At 58.5% G+C, this 21,938-nt stretch carries 19 protein-coding genes; 4 read left to right on the top strand and 15 right to left on the bottom strand.

The window, feature by feature from the left end; translation table 11 throughout:
- Positions 1 to 30: 30 nt before the first annotated feature.
- The gene (locus tag PDR5_RS08285; protein WP_064594503.1) at positions 31 to 1,656 is read right to left on the bottom strand and encodes a methyl-accepting chemotaxis protein; all 1,626 of its coding nucleotides are present in this window, start codon (positions 1,654 to 1,656) and stop codon (positions 31 to 33) included.
- Between the two features lie 130 nt (positions 1,657 to 1,786).
- Entirely contained in the window at positions 1,787 to 2,824 is a 1,038-nt protein-coding gene (locus PDR5_RS08280; protein WP_442963852.1) for an amidohydrolase family protein, read from the bottom strand.
- Positions 2,825 to 2,971: 147 nt separating this feature from the next.
- On the opposite strand from PDR5_RS08280, the gene PDR5_RS08275 reads away from it, so the two are divergent.
- Both PDR5_RS08275 and PDR5_RS08270 read left to right on the top strand, forming a co-directional pair.
- The gene (locus PDR5_RS08275) at positions 2,972 to 3,388 is read left to right on the top strand and encodes an OsmC family protein (RefSeq protein WP_007959010.1); all 417 of its coding nucleotides are present in this window, start codon (positions 2,972 to 2,974) and stop codon (positions 3,386 to 3,388) included.
- A gap of 61 nt (positions 3,389 to 3,449) precedes the next feature.
- On the top strand, positions 3,450 to 4,316 hold the full coding sequence (locus tag PDR5_RS08270; protein ID WP_064594499.1) for a pirin family protein: 867 nt from the start codon (positions 3,450 to 3,452) through the stop codon (positions 4,314 to 4,316).
- 216 nt (positions 4,317 to 4,532) lie between these two features.
- Here the strand turns inward: PDR5_RS08270 and PDR5_RS08265 are convergent, their stop codons facing one another.
- The 4 genes from PDR5_RS08265 to PDR5_RS08250 all read right to left on the bottom strand — a co-directional run bounded on the left by PDR5_RS08265 (position 4,533) and on the right by PDR5_RS08250 (position 8,241).
- On the bottom strand, positions 4,533 to 5,261 hold the full coding sequence (locus PDR5_RS08265) for a dienelactone hydrolase family protein (protein WP_064594496.1): 729 nt from the start codon (positions 5,259 to 5,261) through the stop codon (positions 4,533 to 4,535).
- A gap of 68 nt (positions 5,262 to 5,329) precedes the next feature.
- Positions 5,330 to 7,234 carry a molecular chaperone HtpG gene (gene htpG, locus PDR5_RS08260; RefSeq protein ID WP_064600721.1) on the bottom strand — a complete coding sequence of 635 codons (1,905 nt, stop codon included), beginning with the start codon at positions 7,232 to 7,234 and terminating at the stop codon, positions 5,330 to 5,332.
- A gap of 81 nt (positions 7,235 to 7,315) precedes the next feature.
- The gene (locus PDR5_RS08255) at positions 7,316 to 7,768 is read right to left on the bottom strand and encodes a PaaI family thioesterase (protein WP_064594494.1); all 453 of its coding nucleotides are present in this window, start codon (positions 7,766 to 7,768) and stop codon (positions 7,316 to 7,318) included.
- Positions 7,765 to 8,241, bottom strand: coding sequence for a PaaI family thioesterase (locus PDR5_RS08250; protein WP_064594491.1), 477 nt, complete (start codon positions 8,239 to 8,241; stop codon positions 7,765 to 7,767). The genes PDR5_RS08255 and PDR5_RS08250 overlap by 4 nt, the downstream gene beginning before the upstream one ends.
- 158 nt (positions 8,242 to 8,399) lie before the next feature.
- Between PDR5_RS08250 and PDR5_RS08245 the strand changes: the two genes are divergently transcribed.
- Entirely contained in the window at positions 8,400 to 8,636 is a 237-nt protein-coding gene (locus PDR5_RS08245) for a hypothetical protein (protein ID WP_007959016.1), read from the top strand.
- A gap of 76 nt (positions 8,637 to 8,712) precedes the next feature.
- On the opposite strand, the gene PDR5_RS08240 is transcribed toward PDR5_RS08245, so the two are convergent.
- Together PDR5_RS08240 and PDR5_RS08235 are read right to left on the bottom strand one after the other, a co-directional pair.
- Complete coding sequence (locus PDR5_RS08240; protein WP_064594489.1) at positions 8,713 to 9,114, bottom strand: MAPEG family protein; 402 nt, start codon at positions 9,112 to 9,114, stop codon at positions 8,713 to 8,715.
- Entirely contained in the window at positions 9,114 to 9,851 is a 738-nt protein-coding gene (locus PDR5_RS08235; protein ID WP_011333121.1) for a DUF599 domain-containing protein, read from the bottom strand. The genes PDR5_RS08240 and PDR5_RS08235 overlap by 1 nt, the downstream gene beginning before the upstream one ends.
- Before the next feature lie 242 nt (positions 9,852 to 10,093).
- Here PDR5_RS08235 and PDR5_RS08230 point away from each other — a divergent pair, with 242 nt between their 5' ends.
- Entirely contained in the window at positions 10,094 to 11,362 is a 1,269-nt protein-coding gene (locus PDR5_RS08230; RefSeq protein WP_064594486.1) for a hypothetical protein, read from the top strand.
- An 88-nt stretch (positions 11,363 to 11,450) separates the two neighbouring features.
- On the opposite strand, the gene brnQ is transcribed toward PDR5_RS08230, so the two are convergent.
- The 7 genes from brnQ to PDR5_RS08195 form a co-directional block, all read right to left on the bottom strand.
- Complete coding sequence (gene brnQ, locus PDR5_RS08225; protein WP_039769790.1) at positions 11,451 to 12,764, bottom strand: branched-chain amino acid transport system II carrier protein; 1,314 nt, start codon at positions 12,762 to 12,764, stop codon at positions 11,451 to 11,453.
- Between the two features lie 328 nt (positions 12,765 to 13,092).
- Positions 13,093 to 13,977 (bottom strand): succinate--CoA ligase subunit alpha, encoded by an 885-nt coding sequence (gene sucD / locus PDR5_RS08220; RefSeq protein ID WP_011333119.1) that lies wholly within the window; start codon positions 13,975 to 13,977, stop codon positions 13,093 to 13,095.
- Positions 13,977 to 15,143, bottom strand: coding sequence for an ADP-forming succinate--CoA ligase subunit beta (gene sucC, locus PDR5_RS08215; protein WP_064594483.1), 1,167 nt, complete (start codon positions 15,141 to 15,143; stop codon positions 13,977 to 13,979). Before sucC ends, sucD begins: the two co-directional genes overlap by 1 nt.
- Positions 15,144 to 15,344: 201 nt before the next feature.
- The gene (gene lpdA / locus PDR5_RS08210; RefSeq protein WP_064594480.1) at positions 15,345 to 16,781 is read right to left on the bottom strand and encodes a dihydrolipoyl dehydrogenase; all 1,437 of its coding nucleotides are present in this window, start codon (positions 16,779 to 16,781) and stop codon (positions 15,345 to 15,347) included.
- Between the two features lie 97 nt (positions 16,782 to 16,878).
- On the bottom strand, positions 16,879 to 18,102 hold the full coding sequence (odhB, locus tag PDR5_RS08205; RefSeq protein ID WP_064594477.1) for a 2-oxoglutarate dehydrogenase complex dihydrolipoyllysine-residue succinyltransferase: 1,224 nt from the start codon (positions 18,100 to 18,102) through the stop codon (positions 16,879 to 16,881).
- Between the two features lie 42 nt (positions 18,103 to 18,144).
- A complete protein-coding gene (locus tag PDR5_RS08200; protein WP_039769786.1) occupies positions 18,145 to 20,976 on the bottom strand; it encodes a 2-oxoglutarate dehydrogenase E1 component in 2,832 nt (943 codons plus the stop codon).
- A 253-nt stretch (positions 20,977 to 21,229) separates the two neighbouring features.
- Entirely contained in the window at positions 21,230 to 21,934 is a 705-nt protein-coding gene (locus tag PDR5_RS08195) for a succinate dehydrogenase iron-sulfur subunit (protein ID WP_007959035.1), read from the bottom strand.
- Positions 21,935 to 21,938: the final 4 nt, after the last annotated feature.

The raw sequence follows: 21,938 nt of genomic DNA, 5'->3' as shown, positions 1-21,938 counted from the left end.
CGGGGCTTTTTTTCGCCTGTCGAACGCTGATCAGACCGAGAACCTGGCCACCATGCTGTTCAGGTCCACCGCCAGCCGCGACAGCTCCTGACTCGCAGCGCTGGTCTGGTTGGCACCCGCCGACGTCTGCATCGCCAGGTCACGGATGTTCATCAGATTGCGGTCAACCTCCCGCGCCACGGCCGCCTGCTCTTCCGACGCACTGGCGATCACCAGGTTGCGCTCGTTGATCAAGGTAAACGCCGAAGCGATTTCCTCCAGCGCAATGCCGGCGGCCTTCGCCAGCTCCAGGGTCGAGCGCGCCCGGACGTTGCTCTGCTGCATCGAGCTGACCGCCGAATCGGTGCCCTGCTGGATGCCGCCGATCATCTGCTCGATCTCCTGCGTCGACTGCTGAGTGCGATGGGCCAGCGCCCGCACTTCGTCCGCCACCACCGCAAAACCCCGTCCGGCATCTCCAGCCCGGGCAGCCTCGATCGCCGCGTTCAACGCCAGCAGATTGGTCTGCTCGGCAATCGAGCGGATCACGTCCAGCACTTTGCTGATGCTATAGACCTTCTGCGCCAGATCCTCCACCTGCGTGGCATTGGCGGTGACATCGTCCGCCAGCAGCTCGATGGACGACACGGTCTGCTGCACCTGCTCGCGGCCATGCTGGGCAATACGATCAGACTCACGGGACGCCTCGGAAGTCGCGACGGCATTGCTCGCCACCTCCTCCACCGCCGCCGTCATCTGGTTGACCGCCGTAGCCGCCTGTTCGATTTCCAGACTCTGCTGATGCAGCCCCCGCGTCGCGTCTTCGGTGACGCAGCTCAACTCTTCCGAGGCCGAGGCCAACTGACTGGAGGACTCCGAGATCCGGCGGATAGTGTCACGCAGGTTGTGCTGCATGCTCTTGAGCGCGTGCAGCAGCCGCGCCGGTTCGTCCTTGCCGGAAATGCAGATATCCCCGGTCAGATCGCCTCCGGCCACCACTTCCGCGACATTGAGCGATTGCGACAGCGGCAGCACGATGCTGCGGGTCAGCAATAACGCCAGCGCGATGGTAATCAGCGCAGTGATGCCGATCATCACCCCGACCCACACCCGCGAGTTGGTGAACACCAGCCGTGCGGCCTCTGTGGCGAGGTTGGCGTTGTGCTTGTTCAATTCGACCAACTCACGCAGGGTCACTGCAATTTCATCCGCCAGCGGGCTCATCTGTCCATTGAGAATGGTGGCCGCCTCTTCCACTCGTCCCTGAGCAGACAACGTCATCACCTGTGCCTGAAGCTCCAGGTACTTGTGTTCAGCGACCTTGAAGCGGTCGAACAGCGCGCGCTCTGCGGGCAACGCGATCAGGCTGTCGTAACGCTGCTGGGCTTCACTCAGCACACCGCGCAAATCATTGAGCTTGGCCACGTTCTGCTCCAGCGCCTGCGGATCGCGATTGAGCAACAGGCGCATGGTCAGCGCGCGCAGGCGCAGCATGTCCTGACTCATCTCGCCCACCGCCATCACGCTGGGCAGCCAGTTATTGTCGACCTCGTCGGATTGCGCACGCATGTTCGACATCTGCAACAGGGCGAACGCCCCAAGGGCAAATACCATCAGCGCCAGCACGCCAAAACCCAGCCCGGCCCGGGGCGCAATATTGAGACTACGGATACTCATTGCTCTGGTTCCTTCCAAAAGCGCTGCATCAACCCTGCAGCTGGTTGTTCTAGAAGGTATCGGCCCTTTTAAAAAATGCGTAAGACCAAAACGCGATATCAAAAGGCCTTGATCCTACGAACCCTCGGCATTAACGATTCAGCGTGGGTTTGCCGGACTTGAGCGCTGTTCGCGGCAATATCGCCAGGAAGTTGTCCCGTGCGACTTTTTTCGCCACGGCTTCCGGCAAGGCGTCGAGAAACGGCTTGAAGCCGTGGATTTCCTTGCCGAGTTTGTTGAATCGCCCGACCACGTCCGAACCGATCATGAACCGATCCGGATAGCGCTCTACCAGTTGCACCCATTCCGCTCGCGGCTGACCCTTTTCGTCCAGCAGATAAGGCGTCAGCAAGCTCCACGACAGATCGATGAACAGGTTCGGGTACGCCTCCAGCATTCGCGTCAGGGTCGGCAGCAGAAAATCCAGCTGCGTCTGATGACGGTGGATTTCGGCGCTGGTGCCGGCATGCGCCCAGATGAACCGGGTGTGCGGATGATTACGCAGCGGCTCTTCGATTTCCTTCAGGTACAGCGGATTCTTCTCACGCTTGGAGGTGATATTGGAATGCAGCATCACCGGCAGATCGTTTTCAGCGGCCAGGTGATAGATGCGGGTCATGGCTTCGTTGTTGGCGCGTGGCGTGTCGCCGGAGGTGAGTGCGGTGAGATCGTCGTGACGGGTGAATACCTCGCCGATGCCCTGCCACAAGCCGGGATACAGATCGAGCATGCGCTGGATGTGCGCGGCGGAGTTCTTGTCGTTGGGGTTGAAGCCTGAAAGAAACGGGTGAAAGTACTGGCGTTGCTCCGGCGTCAGCTTCTGCACCGCGTCGGCGACGATCACGTCAGTCGCGCTGTACCAATAGGCATCGGCGTCATCGCCGGCGTAATAACGCGGGCGCTTCGGCTCGTCTTCGTGCCATTTCTTCGCCACGGGAATGCCGGAAATCATCACATGCTCGATGGCATTTTCCTTCATGGCCGTCAGCAATTTCGGCATGCCGGCGGTTTCCTGGAAAAAATCCACGTAATGCAGGTGCGCGTCACTGTAGGTGTATTCCCGGGCACTGGCGGCGCCGGTGAAAGCCATCAGGCAGGCAAGACTCAAACGAAACACGGACACAAGCATTCTCCGGCAGACAGGCATAGCCTAGACCCTCGCCGGGCAACGAGGGTTCACCCGGCAAGAAAGTGGAACGCGCCTGTGTGGGAAATGCTCTATACCTGCAAGGTCTTTTTTGATCGAATCCCTTTTCCTACAGCTTGCGAGGTTCACATGACCGTTACCGTCAATACCGTGTCCGCCGAAGGTTTTCGCCACACCGTTCAGATCGATGAGCATGAGCTGTTTGCAGACGTCCCGACGACTGCTGGCGGCGAAGGCTCGGCTCCGGAGCCGCACGATTACTTCGACGCCGCCCTCGGTGCCTGCAAGGCCCTGACCCTGAAGCTGTACGCGAAGAAAAAGGACATCCCGCTGACCGGCGTCGGCGTTGAGGTCAAACGCGACAACAGCCAGGAACAGAAAGGCAAATACGCCCTGCACGTGACCCTCACCCTCAAGGGCGTGCTCACCGATGCCCAGCGCGAAGAACTGCTGCGCGTCGCCGATCGCTGCCCGATCCACAAGCTGATGACCACCAGCGAAGTCACCATCGAAACCCACGCGCCAGTCGGCTTCGACAGCCAGTAATCACCTCGATGACACCGGCGGGTTATGCTCCACGCATCACCCGCTCAGCCTGGAATGGACCATGGACACCCAACCCCTGATCATCCGCCCGCGCGCCGAAGACGTCGAAGGCCAGCCGATCCTGCGCCCGCTGCCGTCAGCCAAATGCCGCAGCGTCGGGCCTTTTGTGTTTTTCGACCACATGCTCGAAACGGTTTATCCGGCGGGCAAAGGCATGAACATCCGACAGCATCCGCACATCGGTCTGTCGACCCTCACGTATTTGTTCGAAGGACAGATCCAGCACAAGGACAGCCTGGGTTCGGATCAGGTGGTCAGCGCCGGCGATGTCAGCTGGATGACGGCTGGTACGGCGATCGCGCACGTCGAGCGCACGCCTGAACCGCTGTGGGAGCAAAGCTTCAAGATGCACGGCCTGCAAATCTGGCTCGCCTCGCCCAAGGATCACGAACAAGGCCCGGGGCATTACAGCCACCACCCGGCCGCGACCTTGCCGGTCAGCGACAACCTGGGCGTGCAGATCCGCATGATTGCCGGGTCAGGCTTTTGCCTGGAATCACCGGTGCCGGTGCTTTCTCCTACGCTGTATGCCGAACTGAAGATGCAAACCGCGACCACGTTGCTGATCCCGACCGAACATGAAGAGCGGGCGCTGTATGTGTTGAGTGGTGATGTGCAGCTGAATGGCGAGACGGTGGAACCCCATGCGCTGGCGGTATTGCCGGCCGGGGAAGAGATGAGTCTGTTCGCCGAGAGCGACAGCCACGCGGTGTTGTTCGGTGGTGCGCCACTGGATGGGCCACGGCGAATCAACTGGAATTTTGTCGCGAGCGATCCGGCGGCGATCGATGAGGCGCGACGCAAGTGGGCGGCCGGGGACTGGCCGACGGTGCCGGGGGAAGTCGAGCGGATTGAACTGCCGCGTTAAACCGCCGGCCCTCACCCCAGCCCTCTCCTAGGGGGAGAGGGAGCCGACCGAGGTGTCTTGCGTTATACATCGACCTGAAACACCGAGTCGATTATGGATTCAACAATGCAAGTTCAGGTCGGCGTAGCTCTGAAATATGCCCCAATCGATCCCCTCTCCCTTCGGGAGAGGGTTAGGCGGGCGGCGTTCCGATGAGGGGCTTTTGCTCTTCAGGCTTCAGCCCTTGAACACTTCTTCCAGCAAGTCATGCATCGACTTGAACGCCCGCGCTGCGGTCTTCGCGTCGTACATCATCTTGCCCGGCACATTGGCGTGCGGATCGGTGAACGAGTGCACGGCGCCACCGTAGCTCAGCAACTGCCAGTCCACGCCAGCAGCGTTCATCTCGTCCTCGAATGCCGGTAACTGCTCTTTCGGCACCAGCGGGTCCGAAGCACCGTGCAGCACCAGCACCGAGCCCTTGATGTTCTTCGCGTCCGCCGGGTTCGGCGAATCCAGTGTGCCGTGGAACGACACCGCCGCTTTCACCGGGGCACCGGTGCGAGCCAGATCCAGCGCGCAGCAGCCGCCGAAGCAGAAGCCGAACACCGCCAGTTTCGAGGTATCGACCACCGCCTCGCCCTGCTTCTGCAATTGCTCGAATGCGGCCTGCATACGCTTGCGCAGCAGCGCACGATCATTCTTCAGCGGCATCATCGCCGCACCAGCCTGATCAGCGTTCTGCGGACGCACGGCCTGGCCATACACGTCAGCGATCAGCACCACATAACCCTTGGCCGCCACCGATTTGGCGATCTCTTCAGCGCCAGCGCTGACACCCATCCAGTTCGGCGCCATCAGCAGGCCCGGACGCGCGCCTTTGTGCTCGGCGTCGAAGGCCAGGCGACCTTCATAAGGCTGGCCGTCAATCTGATAGACCACGGAACGTACAGTGACTTGGCTCATTTCTGACTCCTGATTGGTTGAACACCAGAATGAAAAAACCCGCCGAAGCGGGTTTTTCTACAGTTTGATCAAGCGGACAGCTCGACCAGCAGCTTGTTCAGGCGGCTCACGTAAGCGGCCGGGTCTTTCAAGCTGTCGCCCGCCGCCAGGGCGGCCTGGTCGAAGAGGATGTGCGACAGGTCGCTGAAGCGATCTTCGCTGGCCTCGTTGTCGAGCTTCTCGATCAGCGGGTGGCTCGGGTTGAATTCGAAGATCGGCTTCGAATCCGGCACCTTCTGCCCACTGGCTTCAAGGATCTGACGCATTTGCAGACCCAGATCCTGCTCGCCGATGGCCAGAATAGCCGGCGAATCGGTCAGGCGATGGGAAACCCGGACTTCGGCAACGGAATCGCCCAGTGCGGTTTTCAGGCGCTCGACCAGACCTTCTTTCGACTTGGCGACTTCTTCTGCGGCCTTCTTGTCCTCTTCCGAGTCCAGATTGCCCAGATCCAGGTCACCGCGCGCGACGTCGACAAACGTCTTGCCGTCGAATTCGCTGAGGTAACTCATCAGCCACTCGTCGATACGGTCGGTCAGCAGCAGCACTTCGATGCCTTTCTTGCGGAAGACTTCCAGGTGCGGGCTGTTCTTGACCTGCGCGTAGGTTTCGCCGGTGAGGTAGTAGATTTTGTCCTGACCTTCCTTGGCGCGCGCCAGGTACTCGGCCAGACCGACGATCTGCTCGCCGTCGGTGCCGTTGGTCGATGCGAAGCGCAGCAGACCGGCAATTTTTTCCTTGTTGGCGAAATCTTCTGCCGGGCCTTCTTTCATGACCTGACCGAAGTTCTTCCAGAAGCCCTTGTATTGCTCAGGCTCGTTCTTCGCCAGTTTTTCCAGCATGTCCAGCACGCGCTTGGTCAGCGCCGACTTCATCGAGTCGATGATCGGGTCTTTCTGCAGGATTTCCCGCGACACGTTCAGCGACAGGTCGTTGGAGTCGACCACGCCCTTGATGAAGCGCAGGTACAGCGGCAGGAACGACTCGGCCTGATCCATCACGAACACGCGCTGTACGTACAGCTTCAGGCCTTTCGGCGCTTCACGCTGGTACAGATCGAACGGTGCGCGGGCCGGTACGTACAGCAGCGAGCTGTACTCGAGCTTGCCTTCGACCTTGTTATGGCTCCACGACAGCGGGTTTTCGAAGTCGTGAGCGATGTGTTTGTAGAACTCCTGGTATTCCTCGTCCTTCACTTCGGTGCGAGGACGGGTCCACAGGGCGCTGGCGCGGTTGACGGTTTCCCATTCAACTTCAGGCTTCTCTTCGCCTTCGGCAGCGGCCACTTCTTTCGGCAACTCGATCGGCAGCGCGATGTGGTCGGAGTACTTCTTGATGATGTTGCGCAGGCGCCAGCCATCGGCAAACTCGTCTTCACCGGATTTCAGGTGCAGGACGATGCGAGTGCCGCGCTCCGGCTTGTCGATGGTGGCGACTTCGAATTCGCCCTCGCCTTTCGACGACCAGTGCACGCCTTCGCTGGCAGCAGTGCCGGCGCGACGGCTGTACACGTCAACTTTGTCAGCAACGATGAAGGCCGAGTAGAAACCCACACCGAACTGACCGATCAGGTGCGAATCCTTCTTCTGATCGCCGGACAGGTTCTTCATGAAATCGGCAGTGCCGGATTTGGCAATGGTACCCAGGTGGGTGATCACATCGTCACGGTTCATGCCGATGCCGTTGTCTTCGAGGGTGACGGTCTTGGCGTCCTTGTCGAAGCTCACACGGATTTTCAGTTCAGCGCCATCTTCGAGCAACTCAGGCTTGGCCAGGGCTTCGAAGCGCAATTTGTCGACAGCGTCAGAGGCGTTCGAGATCAATTCGCGAAGGAAGATTTCCTTGTTGGAATACAGCGAATGGATCATGAGGTGCAGCAGTTGCTTCACCTCGGTCTGGAAGCCCAGGGTTTCCTTTTGAGTTTCCACACTCATGGTCATCAAACTCCAATCAGATGGCATTGGCCGCGACCTTGCTGGCCGGCGGCGGGTTGTTCTGTGAGTTGGGGGCGTGGTTCAGGATTTCAAGGGCTCATCGATTTTGAAGTGAGCACGGGCGGTGGCAATCGGTTCGCTTTCGGTGCTTTGCCAGGCCGTGACTGCGACGTTGGCCACCCGCCGGCCCTGACGGCAGACCTGACACCGGGCCCAGGTGTCGCGAAACTGCCCGGCCCGCAGGTAATCGAGGGAGAAATCGATAATTTTCGGTACACCGGGCGCGCCGGTGAAAATCAGCAGGTGCAGGGCCGCGGACAGCTCCATGAACCCGGCAATCACTCCGCCGTGAATCGCTGGCAATAAAGGGTTACCAATGTTGTCCTTGTTTGCTGGCAGCCTGAACAGCAAGTCATCACCGACTCGCGAGCACTCGACGCCGATGAGTCCGGCGTAGGGAATCAGCTTCAGCAACGGCGCGTAGTCACCCTTCTCGTGTGCCTCTTGCAGTTGCTGCTTGAAATCGTCGCTCATGGGGTTTCTCCCTTGATCGCGCCACCAAAGCCTTTGGTGCCTTTAAGGCCCTTGCCCATGCGCATGAAGGTGCCGACGACATGGGCAATCGGTTGCTCGGGATCATCCTGATAGGCGAAGCCGCGAGCGAAGATCACATCGGTGGTGACTCGATAACATTGGGCGAAGCCATACACGTCTTTACGCGGCTCGGCGGCGTGCATGTAATCGATGCGCAAATCGAGGGTCGGGCAGACTTCGAATTCCGGCAGGACGCACAGGGTCGACATGCCGCACGCGGTATCCATCAGCGACGTGATCGCCCCGCCGTGGACCACGCCGGTCAGCGGATTACCGACAATTTGTGCACTGTACGGCAGCACCACCGTCAGGCCTTCGCTACTTGCGCCATGCACCTTCAATCCCAGCACCTGACAGTGGCGCAAGGCCGAGAGAAACCGTGTCGCACGCTCAAAAACGGGGTTTTCGGCCATTTGATAATTACTCTTGTTAGTGGCTATTCCCAGTAGTGGAAAGAACAGCAAAAGTTCCATTGCAAAACAAACTTATATATCTGAAAGAAATGAGGAACTTAAGCCGTGGGCCTGAGCTCTTAAGGCCAGTAGTTATTTTCCATAAGGAGAAACACCCCATGCGTAAGACTTTAGCTATTGCCTTGATGTTGACCGCTTCCCTCGGTCTCGCTGCCTGCGATAAAAAATCCGAGGACAAAGCTCAAGATGCCAACCAACATGCTGAACAAGCTCAGCAAGACATGAACAAAGCTCAGGATAAAGTGAACGACGCAGCGAAAGAAAACGCCGAAGCTGCCAAAGCTCAGGCCGAATCGAACGCTGCAGCGCAAGAAGAAGCTGCCAAGAAGCAATAAGCCGCTTCTCGACAGCCCAAAAGAAAACCCGCCAAGTGCGGGTTTTCTTTTGCCTGTGATTTTTGTCCATGCCGTCTTAGAGCAAGACAGTTCTAAAAGTCGGACTAATCATCAGCAACAATGAACACACTAAGCCGACCAGCCAGACCAGACTGCGCAGCTTGGGAATATCCGCCAGGTAGAACCATAAATAGAAAATCCGTGAGATCACGAAGATGATCGCCAATGTATCGATCAGCCATCCCGCCGTCTGCGTGGTATGCGCCATCAGCACGCCAACGGCGAACAGGATGAACGCTTCGATGCTGTTCTGATGTGCCGCCAGTGCCCGGGCGCCGTAACCGGTGAGTTGCGCCTGCTGCTGACGCGGCAGGTGGTTGTTGTAACCGCCCTGCTCTTTCATGGCCTTTCCGACCGGCATACGCGCCACGTAGATCAACAATGCACTGATAAACACACACCAGAACGGAATACTCATCAAGCAGCCTCTTTGTTCGCTTCGGGCAATGGCGCCTCTGTAGGGGTATAGACCATTACATCGAGCACGTCGGAATGAAACTCCCGGCGATACAACACCAGCACCACGCCGGCGCTCATCAACATGAACAGCCACGGGCTGACGAACCACGCCAGCATGCTCATCCCGAAGTAATACGAACGCAGACCGAAGTTGAACTGATTGGCCGCCATCGAAATCACCCGCGCCGCCCGTGAGGCGAACGCCTTGCGCTCCTGCTCCGAGACTTGCCGCTCACCGATCATCGGGGCCGAGCCGACCAGAATGGCGGCGAAGTTGTACTGGCGCATGCACCAGCTGAAGGTGAAGAAGGCGTAGACGAACACCAGCGCCAGGCACAGCAACTTGATCTCCGACATGCCCTGCGAGGCCTGTTGCACCATCGGAATATCCGCCAGCAATGACACCGCGCGCTCCGAAGCGCCGAGCACGGTCAGAATGCCCGCCAGAATAATCAGTGTGCTGGAAGCGAAGAACGAGGCGTTGCGTTCAAGGTTGCCGATCACGCTGGCATCGGCGATGCGGTTGTCGCGCAGCAGCATGCGGCGCATCCAGTCTTCGCGGTACAGGTGCAGCACGCTGGCCAGGCACGCGGTGTCACGGCCCTTCCAGGTGGCATAACGGGTGTAACCACCCCAGCAGATGACAAACCAGAGCGCGGCCAGCAGATGGATCAGGTTGGCTTGGATGAACGACATGCAGGTCCTTTGATGATAGCTAGGCAAGTAGCAAGAAAGTTTCCGCGCAAGCAATAACTTCATAGTTTTACCCTCGCGACATGAACCCAGCTTGGACGCCAGATGAGCGCAAAAGGCACCGCTTACTGAGAATTCTATTGGTCGCGTGCAATCAATAGCTGTCAGTTCTGACAGGTGCAAGGTGGGCTTCAGCCGAGTAACGTCATTGGAGAACGACCAACCGCCATCCCGGAGCATCAACCATGTCAAGACCAGCTCAGATACGCGCGAAAAAAAGTCAGAACAACCAAGGCTTTGATCAAACTTTTGGTGAAGATGGAGTTGCCTATGATTTTTCCCTTCCAGGCAGCGACACCCTTGATATTGTGGCACGACTCGACGAAGGCAAAATCTTGATGTGGGGAAGCGTCAGATGGGAGGATCGCCTGGACTTCCAGCTGGTTCAACTCCTGGAAAACGGCACCCTGGATACCGGATTCGCCAATAACGGAATTTTCACCGGCGGCTTCAAGGATGGTGCTCCCGCGTTTCCATTTGGGGCTCAACGAAATGACGATGGCAGCATTATTTTGATCGGCACCCATTATGGTACTGATGCTAAGAATGACGCCATCCTGCGCCTTCTTCCAGATGGAACTCGTGATCAAACTTTTGGTGATGACGGCGTAGTGATCGTCCCACCGATTGCGAATCCAAATGTATTGAGCCTGATAGCGATGTCGGCAAATACTTCGAACTCTCCCCTTTCCAACGTTGCAATCGGCCCTGATGGTGCAATCGTATTCACTTCATGGACACTGATCCAAAAATTCTCACACGACGGTTCTCCAGACTCATCGTTCAATGGCAGCGGCAGTCTGATAACCAAGTACCGCATCGCAGCTGTGGCCGTATCGAACGACGGAAAGATCACCATTGCAGGCTCCACATTTGACTATGAGGGCCTCATCGCCCGCTACCACCCCAATGGAACACCCGACCAGGGATTTGGGCAGAACGGCGAAATCCGAATCCGAGTGGACGGCGTATACACGGAGTTTTCGAGCATGATGCTGAATCCGGATGGCAGCGTTATTGTCGCTGGATCGCGAGATCTGAATTCGAATGACGTCTGGGGGCGTGAGCGAAGAGGCGTAATTGCTTTTTACAACGCTAATGGCAGCCCCAACCTCGTTTTCAACGGAGGCAAGCCTGTGGTCAGTGAAGCGCCAACAGGAGAGGCCAACGCATGGAACGCGATAGGTGGAAACACAATCAGTGGAATTGTTGTTGTAGGCCTGATCGGCCTCAGGAGTAATGAAAGTTCGCTAGTCGCTCGATACGATGTGACAGGCAAACCTGATACCACCTTCGGAACCGCTGGATTTCAAGAAACGAATATCGGGTTTGATCGAGAACTATGGGAGTCAGTCGTCGTGCAACCTGACAACAAAATCATTGCATCCGGCAACTGTCGCTACCAATTCAATACGGCTACCGTCGTCCGCTATCTCGCTACCAACCAACAATAGTGTGTGAAATACAAAAATGCCCCGTATCGATTGATACGGGGCATTTCTGTTTAATCGCTCGGCAGCCGCTTGTGGCGGCCCGGCAATCTTAGGCGAGTGCTTCGGCGCGCTTGCCCAGCAGGCGGTCGCAAACCACGGCAACCACCAGGGTCATCACGCACGGCACCAGCCATGCCAGACCTTGCTCGCTCAGCGGCAGGTGGGCCAGTTGCGATGGCATCCAGTCAGCCAGACCGGCGCCTTTCAAGGCATCGATGGTGCCGAACACAAACGACACCAACATTACCGGGCCCATGATGCGGCTCTGTTCATGCCAGAACGCCGCACAGAAGCTCAGGGCCACCAGCACGATGCACGGCGGGTAGATCGCGGTCAGTACCGGGATCGAGAACGCGATCAGCTTGGTCAGGCCCAGGTTGGACACCAGCAGCGAGAACGCCGCCAGGATGATCACCAGGGTCTTGTAGGACAGCGGCAGTACGCGGCTGAAGTATTCGGCACAGGCGCAGGTCAGGCCAACCGCCGTCACCAGGCACGCCAGGGAGATCAGCACGGCGAGGAAGCCGCTGCCCAGCGAACCGAAGGTGTGTTGCACGTAAGCGTGCAGCACCGCCGCACCGTTGGTCGCGCCCGCCGCCACTTCATGGCTGCCGGAACCCAGACGGAACAGGCTGACATACACCAGCGCCAGACCGACACCGGCAATCAGCCCGGCGATGATCGCGTAACGGGTGATCAGCGCCGGCGACTCGACGCCACGGGAGCGGATCGCGTTGACGATGACGATGCCGAACACCAGCGCGCCGAGGGTATCCATGGTCAGGTAACCATTGATGAAGCCCTGGGAGAACGGTGCCGCAACGTATTCCGGAGTGGCCACGCCGATATCACCAGCCGGCAGTGCGAATGCGGCGATGCCGAGCACGGCCAGGGCGATGATTTTCAGCGGCGCGAGGAAGCGACCGACGGTGTCCAGCAGACGCCCAGGGTAGAGCGAAATGAAGAACACCAGCAGGAAGTACACCGAACTGTAGAGGAACAGTGCCAGCGGGCTCTCGCCGGTCAGCGGCGCCAGACCTACTTCAAAGGAGACGGTCGCGGTTCGCGGGGTGGCGAACAATGGGCCGACGGCCAGGTAGCAAGCCGCTGCCAGCACGCCACCAGCGATTTTGCCGATCGGGCTGCTCAGGGCGTCCATTGCGCCACCGACCTTGGCCAGTGCGACCACGGTGACCACCGGCAGACCGACCGCCGTGATCAGAAAGCCCAGCGCTGCGATCCAGACGTTAGGCCCGGACTGCAAACCGACGATAGGCGGGAAGATGATGTTGCCGGCCCCGACGAACAGGGCGAATGTCATAAAGCCAAGTGCCAGGATGTCCTGACCTTTCAAAACTTTCATTAAGGAAATACCACACTACTGAATCGGAATTTAGAGGGGGATTTCCCTGTGGGGTTAGGGAAATGCTGTCAATCCGTATAAGACTGACCCGTTTAGCGCGTTGCATGCCTTGTGGGCGGCAGACGCAAAATGGCGGCTAGCCTAACGAATTTGCCCGACAAACGCACTGTTAGAGGGCGAACTATCCGATACGCGACGTTTCTGTGTCGCGTTTTTGCATGTTATTGGGTGAGTGCTTATAAATTGCCATCGTCCACCCGAACGCCAGAAACGACAAAGGCCACCCGAAGGTGGCCTTTGTTGCTGGAGCAGAGAAGTCAGCCGAAGCTTACTTCTTCACTTCCCAGCCAGTCAGCTCGGCCAGGGCCTTGCCGATGTCTGCCAGCGAACGCACGGTTTTCACGCCTGCGTCTTGCAGAGCAGCGAATTTCTCGTCTGCAGTGCCTTTGCCGCCGGAGATGATTGCGCCAGCATGGCCCATGCGCTTGCCCGGAGGAGCAGTCACACCAGCGATGTAGGAAACAACCGGCTTGGTCACGTTAGCCTTGATGTAGGCAGCCGCTTCTTCTTCAGCCGAACCGCCGATCTCGCCGATCATGACGATCGCTTCGGTCTTCGGGTCTTCCTGGAACAGCTTCAGGATGTCGATGAAGTTCGAACCCGGGATCGGGTCACCACCGATGCCGACGCAAGTCGACTGACCGAAACCGGCGTCAGTGGTCTGCTTCACAGCTTCGTAGGTCAGGGTGCCGGAACGGGAAACGATACCGACCTTGCCTGGCAAGTGAATGTGACCTGGCATGATGCCGATCTTGCATTCGCCTGGGGTGATCACGCCTGGGCAGTTAGGGCCGATCAGGGTAACACCCAGCTCGTCGCACTTAACTTTCGCGTCCAGCATGTCCAGGGTAGGAATGCCTTCGGTGATGCAGACGATCAGCTTGATGCCGCCGAAAGCTGCTTCCAGGATCGAGTCCTTGCAGAAAGGAGCCGGAACGTAGATTACGCTGGCGGTGGCGCCAGTAGCTTCTACAGCTTCTTTCACGGTGTTGAACACAGGCAGGTTCAGGTGAGTGGTGCCACCTTTGCCTGGGGTCACGCCGCCAACCATTTTGGTGCCGTAGGCAATGGCTTGTTCGGAGTGGAAAGTACCCTGCGCGCCGGTGAAGCCCTGGCAGATTACTTTGGTGTCTTTATTGATCAGGACGCTCATTACTTGCCCTCCGCAGCTTTAACGACTTGTTGAGCAGCGTCGGTCAGGCTGGTAGCAGCGATGATGTTCAAACCGCTTTCTGCCAGTACTTTAGCGCCCAGTTCAGCGTTGTTGCCTTCAAGACGAACAACAACCGGGATTTTCACGCCGACTTCTTTCACTGCACCGATGATGCCTTCGGCAATCATGTCGCAACGAACGATGCCGCCGAAGATGTTAACCAGTACTGCAGCGACGTTGCTGTCGGACAGAATGATTTTGAAAGCTTCGGTTACGCGTTCTTTGGTAGCACCACCACCTACGTCGAGGAAGTTGGCTGGCTTGCCGCCGTGCAGGTTGACGATGTCCATGGTACCCATGGCCAGGCCGGCACCGTTCACCATGCAGCCGATGTTGCCTTCCAGCGCTACGTAGTTCAGTTCGAACTTGGCAGCGTGCGCTTCGCGCGGATCGTCCTGCGACGGATCGTGGAAAGTCTTCAGCTTGGGCTGGCGGTACATTGCGTTGGCGTCGATGTTGATCTTGGCATCCAGGCAGTGCAGATCGCCGTCAGCCTTGATCACCAGCGGGTTCACTTCCAGCAGAGCCAGGTCGTGATCCTTGAACAGCTTGGCCAGACCTACGAAGATCTTGGCGAACTGAGCAACCTGCTTGCCTTCCAGACCCAGCTGGAATGCCAGCTCGCGACCCTGGAATGGCTGAGCGCCGACCAGTGGATCGATGGTGGCTTTCAGAATTTTTTCTGGAGTGTCGTGAGCGATTTTCTCGATGTCCACGCCACCTTCGGTGGAAGCCATGAACACGATGCGACGGCTCGAACGGTCAACGACAGCGCCCAGGTACAGCTCTTTAGCGATATCAGTGCACGATTCAACCAGGATCTTGGTGACTGGCTGGCCGTTGGCGTCAGTCTGGTAAGTCACCAGACGCTTGCCCAGCCACTGCTGTGCGAAGGCTTTGGCGTCTTCTCTGCTGCGAACCAGCTTGACGCCGCCCGCTTTACCGCGACCACCGGCGTGAACCTGGGCTTTGACAACCCACTCGTTGCCGCCGATTTTGTCGCAAGCTTCTGCTGCTGCTTCCGGGGTGTCTACTGCGAAACCAGTGGAAACTGGCAGGCCGTATTCAGCGAACAGCTGCTTACCCTGATACTCGTGAAGATTCATGCTTTTTACCGTCTTCGTTAGGTACTGCGCATTCGGCGCTGCGCTCTTTATGAGTGCCGCGCCACCTGTGACTGCTGCTTGCGTAGCCTTTCCGGATACCCGGTGCAGCTACGCAAGGCTGCGTCCAGCGGACATTCCGCGGTGAGTCTTGCACGCAAGGCTCACGACGGGCCGTACCGCCGTGGTTTCTTATTGTGTGTCTTAACGCTTCTTGCGGTTGGCAATGTGGATGGCGCCGCCATTCACTGCCAAAGCTGCTTCGTGCAAGGCTTCAGACAGGGTCGGATGGGAGAAAACCATCATGCCCAGATCTTCAGCGCTGGTGCCGAATTCCATACCGATCGCGCCCTGCTGAACCAGTTCTGCGGCGCTCGGGCCAATCACGTGCACGCCCAATACGCGGTCGGTCTTGGCATCGGCGATGACCTTGACGAAACCACCGGTATCGTTGGCGGCCATGGCACGGCCGGATGCTGCGAACGGGAAGGTGCCGACGTTAACTTCAACGCCTTCAGCTTTCAAGGCCTGCTCGGTTTTACCGACCCATGCGATTTCCGGGTGAGTATAAATAACCGAAGGGATCAGGTCATAGTTCATCTGGGCCTTGTGGCCCTTGATGCGCTCGACAACCATGATGCCCTCTTCCGAGGCCTTGTGAGCCAGCATCATGCCGCGAACCACGTCACCGATAGCGTAAACGCCCGGTACGGTGGTGGCACAGTGATCGTCAACGTGCACGAAACCGCGCTCGTCCAGGGTCACGCCGCTGTCGGCAGCCAGCAGATCAGTGGTCACCGGACGGCGACCAACGGCTACGATCAGCTTGTCGAAAGTGATGGTCTGTTCGCCGTTGGCGTCGGTGTAGTTCACAACGACTTCGTCGCCGTTCACTTTCGAGCCGGTTACGCGAGCGCCCAGTTTGATGTCCAGACCCTGTTTGGTCAGGGTTTTCAGCGCTTCCTTGGAAACAGCGGTGTCCGCTGCCATCAGGAAGGTTTCCAGGGCTTCCAGGACAGTCACTTCCGCACCCAGACGCGACCAGACCGAACCCAGTTCCAGACCGATCACGCCAGCGCCGATCACGCCCAGACGTTTAGGTACGGATTGGAATTCCAGAGCGCCGGTCGAATCGACGATGACTTTCTGATCGACCGGAGCCGGTGGAATGTCGATCGGACGCGAGCCTGGAGCCAGAATGACGTTTTCGGCTTCGATGACTTCAACCGAGCCGTCCGGCTTGGTGACTTCGACTTTCTTGCCGGCCAGCAGTTTGCCGTGGCCCTGGATCGAAGTAACGCCGTTGGCCTTGAACAGAGTGGCAACACCACCGGTCAGGTTCTTGACGATGCCAGCCTTGCGGCCAACCATCGCAGCGACGTCCATTTTGACTTCGCCGGTCGAGATACCGTGGACGTTGAAGCTTTCTTTCGCTTCCTTGTATTTCCAGGAGCTGTCCAGCAGCGCCTTGGAAGGAATGCAGCCTACGTTCAGGCAGGTGCCGCCCAGGGCTTGCTTGCCTTCAGCATCGGTGTACTTCTCGATGCAGGCAGTGCTCAGGCCGAGTTGCGCGGCCTTGATAGCTGCCACGTAGCCGCCAGGGCCCGCACCGATCACTACTACGTCAAATTTCTGCGACATTCAAAAAATCCTCTTTAGCGAAAAGCTTCAAGCCGCGCGCTGCAAGCCAGGCTGCGTTTTCCCGCAGCTTGAAGCTTGCAGCGCGTGACTGCTTCTATCAGATATCCAGCAACAGACGAGCCGGATCTTCCAGCAGGTTCTTGATGGTCACCAGGAAGGTTACAGCTTCTTTGCCATCGATCAGACGGTGATCGTAGGACAGTGCCAGGTACATCATCGGACGGATCACGACCTGACCGTTGATGGCCATCGGACGCTGGATGATGTTGTGCATGCCCAGAATCGCTGCCTGCGGCGGGTTGACGATCGGGGTCGACATCATCGAACCGAAGGTACCACCGTTGGTGATGGTGAAGGTGCCGCCGGTCATTTCGTCCATCGACAGTTTGCCGTCACGGGCTTTCTTGCCGAAGGTGGCGATGCCGCCTTCGATTTCAGCCAGGCTCATGTGCTCGGCGTTACGCAGAACCGGAACTACCAGGCCACGGTCGCTGGAAACAGCGACACCGATGTCGGCATAACCGTGGTAAACGATGTCGTTGCCGTCGATCGAAGCGTTGACCGCCGGGAAGCGTTTCAGCGCTTCGGTGGCAGCCTTGACGAAGAACGACATGAAGCCCAGGCGTACGCCATTGTGGGACTTCTCGAACAGGTCCTTGTACTTCGAACGCAGGGCCATGACTTCGGTCATGTCGACTTCGTTGAAAGTGGTCAGCATCGCCATGTTCGATTGAGCTTCAACCAGACGCTTGGCAACGGTGGCACGAACGCGGGTCATCGGAACGCGCTTCTCGATGCGGTCGCCAGCAGCGAACACAGGAGCGGCGGCGGCCGGAGCAGCAACCTTAGCAGGCGCGGCAGCCGGAGCGGCTTTCTTGGCAGCAACGGCTGCAACCACGTCTTCCTTGGTCACGCGACCGCCTTTGCCGGTGCCGGCAACGGACGCGATGTTGATGCCGTTCTCTTCAGCCAGCTTGCGCGCGGCAGGAGCAGCGATCGGATCGTCTTCGCCATCAGCGGCAGCAGGTGCAGCGGCAGCAGCGGCCGGAGCAGCAGCGGCAGCCGGAGCGGTGGCAGCAGCGCCGCCTTCAACGATGGAGCCCAGGACTTCGTCGGACAGGACGGTGTCGCCCTCGCCCTTGACGATTGCGCCCAGCACGCCGTCGGCGGTAGCCAGCACTTCCAGTACGACTTTGTCGGTTTCGATGTCGACGATCAGTTCGTCACGCTTGACGGCGTCGCCCGGTTGTTTGTGCCAGGTGGCAACGGTGCCATCGGCAACCGATTCCGGGAAAGTGGGGGCTTTGATCTCGATAGCCATTATCTGTGGTTCCTTAAATTCGGTTTCAGGTGCGCGAAGGCGTTAAACGGTAAACGCGTCTTGCAGCAGTTGTTCCTGCTGCTCGGCGTGCATCGATGCGTAACCACATGCTGGGGCAGCAGAAGCCTCACGGCCCGCGTACTCGAGTACGAGAGATTTGTTGAGGTTGCTGATGCTGCGACGCAGGTGGTGCTGGCTGCAGTACCAGGCGCCCTGGTTCATCGGCTCTTCCTGACACCACACGGCCGCTTTGGCATTGGTGTAAGGAGCCAGGACTTCTTTCAAGTCGTCCTCAGGGAATGGGTACAGCTGCTCGATACGCACGATGGCGATATCTTCGCGGCCTTCGGCACGACGTTTTTCCAGCAGGTCGTAGTAGACCTTGCCGCTGCACAGAACAACGCGCTCGACCTTTTTCGGGTCCAGGGCATCGATTTCCGGGATAACGGTCTGGAACGAACCTTCGGCCAGATCTTCCAGGGTCGAGATGGCCAGTTTGTGGCGCAGCAGCGACTTTGGAGTCAGAACAACCAATGGCTTGCGCAGCGGGCGAATCACCTGACGGCGCAGCAAGTGGTAGATCTGGGCCGGGGTGGTCGGCATGCACACCTGAATGTTGTGCTCGGCGCACAGCTGCAGGTAACGCTCAAGACGTGCCGAGCTGTGCTCAGGGCCCTGACCTTCGTAGCCGTGCGGCAGCAGCATGGTCAGACCGCAGAGACGGCCCCACTTGTGCTCGCCGCTGGTGATGAACTGGTCGATAACAACCTGTGCACCGTTGGCGAAGTCGCCGAACTGGGCTTCCCAGATCACCAGTGCGTTTGGCGTGGTGGTCGAGTAGCCGTATTCGAACGCAAGTACGGCTTCTTCCGACAGGAACGAGTCGTACAGGTCGAAGCGTGGCTGACCTTCATACAGATGCTTGAGCGGAATGTAGGTACCGGCATCTTTCTGGTTGTGCAGCACAGCGTGACGGTGCGAGAACGTACCGCGGCCGATGTCCTGGCCAGTCATGCGGATCGGGTGACCTTCGAACGCCAGGGTCGCGTACGCCATGGTTTCGGCGTAACCCCAGTTGATCGGCAGGCCGCCGGCTTGCATCTTCTGACGGTCTTCGTAGATCTTCGCGACCTGACGCTGAACCACGAAGCCTTCCGGAATTTCCAGCAGCTTGGCGGACAGTTCCTGCAGGGTCTTGAGGTCGAAGCGAGTGTCGTGACGCGCAGTCCAGGCGTGGCCCAGATACGGACGCCAGTCCACGAACAGCTCTTTGTTCGGCTCTTTGACCAGCGATTTCACGACGTGCAGACCGTTGTCCAGCGCGTTGCGGTATTCGTCGACTTTCGCCTGAACACGCTCTGCGTCCAGTACACCGGCCTGGGTCAGACGATCAGCGTACAGCTCACGAGTGGTGCGCTGCTTGGTGATCTGCTGATACATCAGAGGCTGGGTACCGCTTGGCTCGTCGGCCTCGTTGTGGCCGCGACGACGGTAGCAGACCAGGTCGATCACCACGTCACGCTTGAACTGCATGCGGTAGTCGATGGCCAGCTGGGTCACGAACAATACGGCTTCCGGATCATCACCATTCACATGGAGGATCGGCGCCTGGATCATTTTCGCGACGTCGGTGGCGTACTCGGTGGAACGCGAGTCCAGCGGGTTGCTGATGGTGAAACCGACCTGGTTGTTGATCACGATGTGCACGGTACCGCCGGTCTTGAAACCGCGGGTCTGCGACATCTGGAAGGTTTCCATGACCACGCCCTGACCTGCGAATGCAGCATCACCGTGGATGGAGATCGGCAGAACCTTCTCACCGGTCGAATCGTTGCGACGGTCCTGACGGGCGCGAACCGAACCCTCGACCACCGGGGAAACGATTTCCAGGTGGGACGGGTTGAACGCCATGGCCAGGTGAACTTCACCGCCGGTGGTCATTACGTTGGACGAGAAGCCCTGGTGGTATTTGACGTCACCGGAACCCAGCTCGACCTTCTTCTTGCCTTCGAACTCGTCGAACAGCTCGCGCGGGTTCTTGCCGAAGGTGTTGACCAGTACGTTCAGACGGCCACGGTGGGCCATGCCGATGACGACTTCCTTGGTGCCGTACGAGCCGGAACGCTGGATCAGTTCGTCGAGCATCGGAATCAGGCTTTCGCCACCTTCCAGACCGAAACGCTTGGTGCCCGGGTATTTGGTACCCAGGTATTTTTCCAGGCCTTCACCGGCCGTCACGCGCTCGAGCAGATGGCTCTTGATGTCCGCGGAATATTCCGGACGGCCACGCACGCTTTCCAGACGCTGCTGGAACCACTGGCGCTGCTCGGAATCGGTGATGTGCGTAAATTCAGCGCCGATGGTGCGGCAATATGTCTGCTGCAACGCTTCGTGAATTTCGCGTAGGCTCGCTTCCTCTTTGCCGATGAACAGGTCGCCGGCACGGAAGGTCGTATCAAGATCGGCATTGGTCAAGCCGTAGTGATTGATCGACAGGTCTGCAGGTGCAGGACGCTGCCACAGTCCCAGCGGGTCAAGCTGGGCTGCCTGGTGGCCACGCATACGGTAGGCCTGGATCAATCGCAGCACTTCAACCTGCTTCTTCTCGTGCTCACTGCTCACGCTGCCGGCGGAAACCGGTTGGGCGCGGCGCTGGTTCTTTGCCAGCAGCACGAAATGATCGCGAATTGTGGAGTGCGAAACATCGGTGGCAGAGCTGCCGTCGGCAGGCAGCTTCTGAAAGTAGGTGCGCCACTCTTCTGGCACAGCGTTAGGGTCGTGCAGGTAGAGCTCGTAGAGCTCTTCCACATAGGCAGCGTTTCCACCTGAAAGGTAGGCGCTGTTCCACATGCGCTGCATCACGCTTTCTTGCATGCTTGGTCACCCTCGGTTAGGGGAACACCATCGGTGCCGACACCGAGCAAGCTTGCAGAAGTCCGAATGCAGCGACCAAAACAAGCCACTTAGGATCACACTGATAGTCCGGGTACCAGCCCGGATGCCCCTGCTTGTCTCATTTCTTCAAAATAAGAGCCGCAGCTTATGGCTGCTGCTCTGGTTATAGCCATGGCGCGGGTTGAAGCCCGCGCCTAAGCCCTCTGCGGGTACAGCGGTTACAGCAGCTGAATCACACGCCGCTCGAAAGCAGCATGTTACGGATGTGACCGATGGCCTTAGTCGGGTTCAGGCCTTTCGGACATACGTTGACGCAGTTCATGATGCCCCGGCAGCGGAAAACGCTGAACGGGTCATCGAGGGACGCCAGACGCTCGGACGTCTTGGTGTCACGGCTGTCTGCCAGGAAGCGGTACGCTTGCAGCAGGGCAGCTGGACCCAGGAACTTGTCCGGGTTCCACCAGAAGGACGGGCAAGAGGTCGAGCAGCAGGCGCACAGGATGCACTCGTACAGACCGTCGAGCTTTTCACGCTCTTCAGGGGACTGCAGACGCTCGATGGCCGGAGCCGGCGTGTCGTTCTGCAGGAATGGCTTAACCTTCTCGTATTGCTTGTAGAAGATGCTCATATCGACAACCAGGTCACGGATAACCGGCAAACCTGGCAGCGGACGAACGATCAGCTTGTTACCTTTGACGACAGCGGACAGCGGCGTGATGCACGCCAGGCCGTTCTTGCCGTTGATGTTCATGCCGTCGGAGCCACACACGCCTTCACGGCAGGAGCGACGATAGGAGAAACCTTCGTCCTGCTCTTTGATCAGGGCCAGCACGTCCAGCACCATCAGGTCTTTACCACCGGTATCGACCTGGAATTCCTGCATGAACGGCGCAGCGTCCTGATCAGGGTTGTAACGATAAACACTGACTTGCAACATGGCG

It is taken from the genome of Pseudomonas sp. DR 5-09 (genome assembly GCF_001655595.1).
In the GTDB taxonomy this organism is placed as follows: Bacteria; Pseudomonadota; Gammaproteobacteria; order Pseudomonadales; family Pseudomonadaceae; genus Aquipseudomonas; species Aquipseudomonas pharyngis.
Note: the sequence above shows the minus strand (reverse complement) of the source record. Positions and strands in the feature narration are given on the sequence as shown.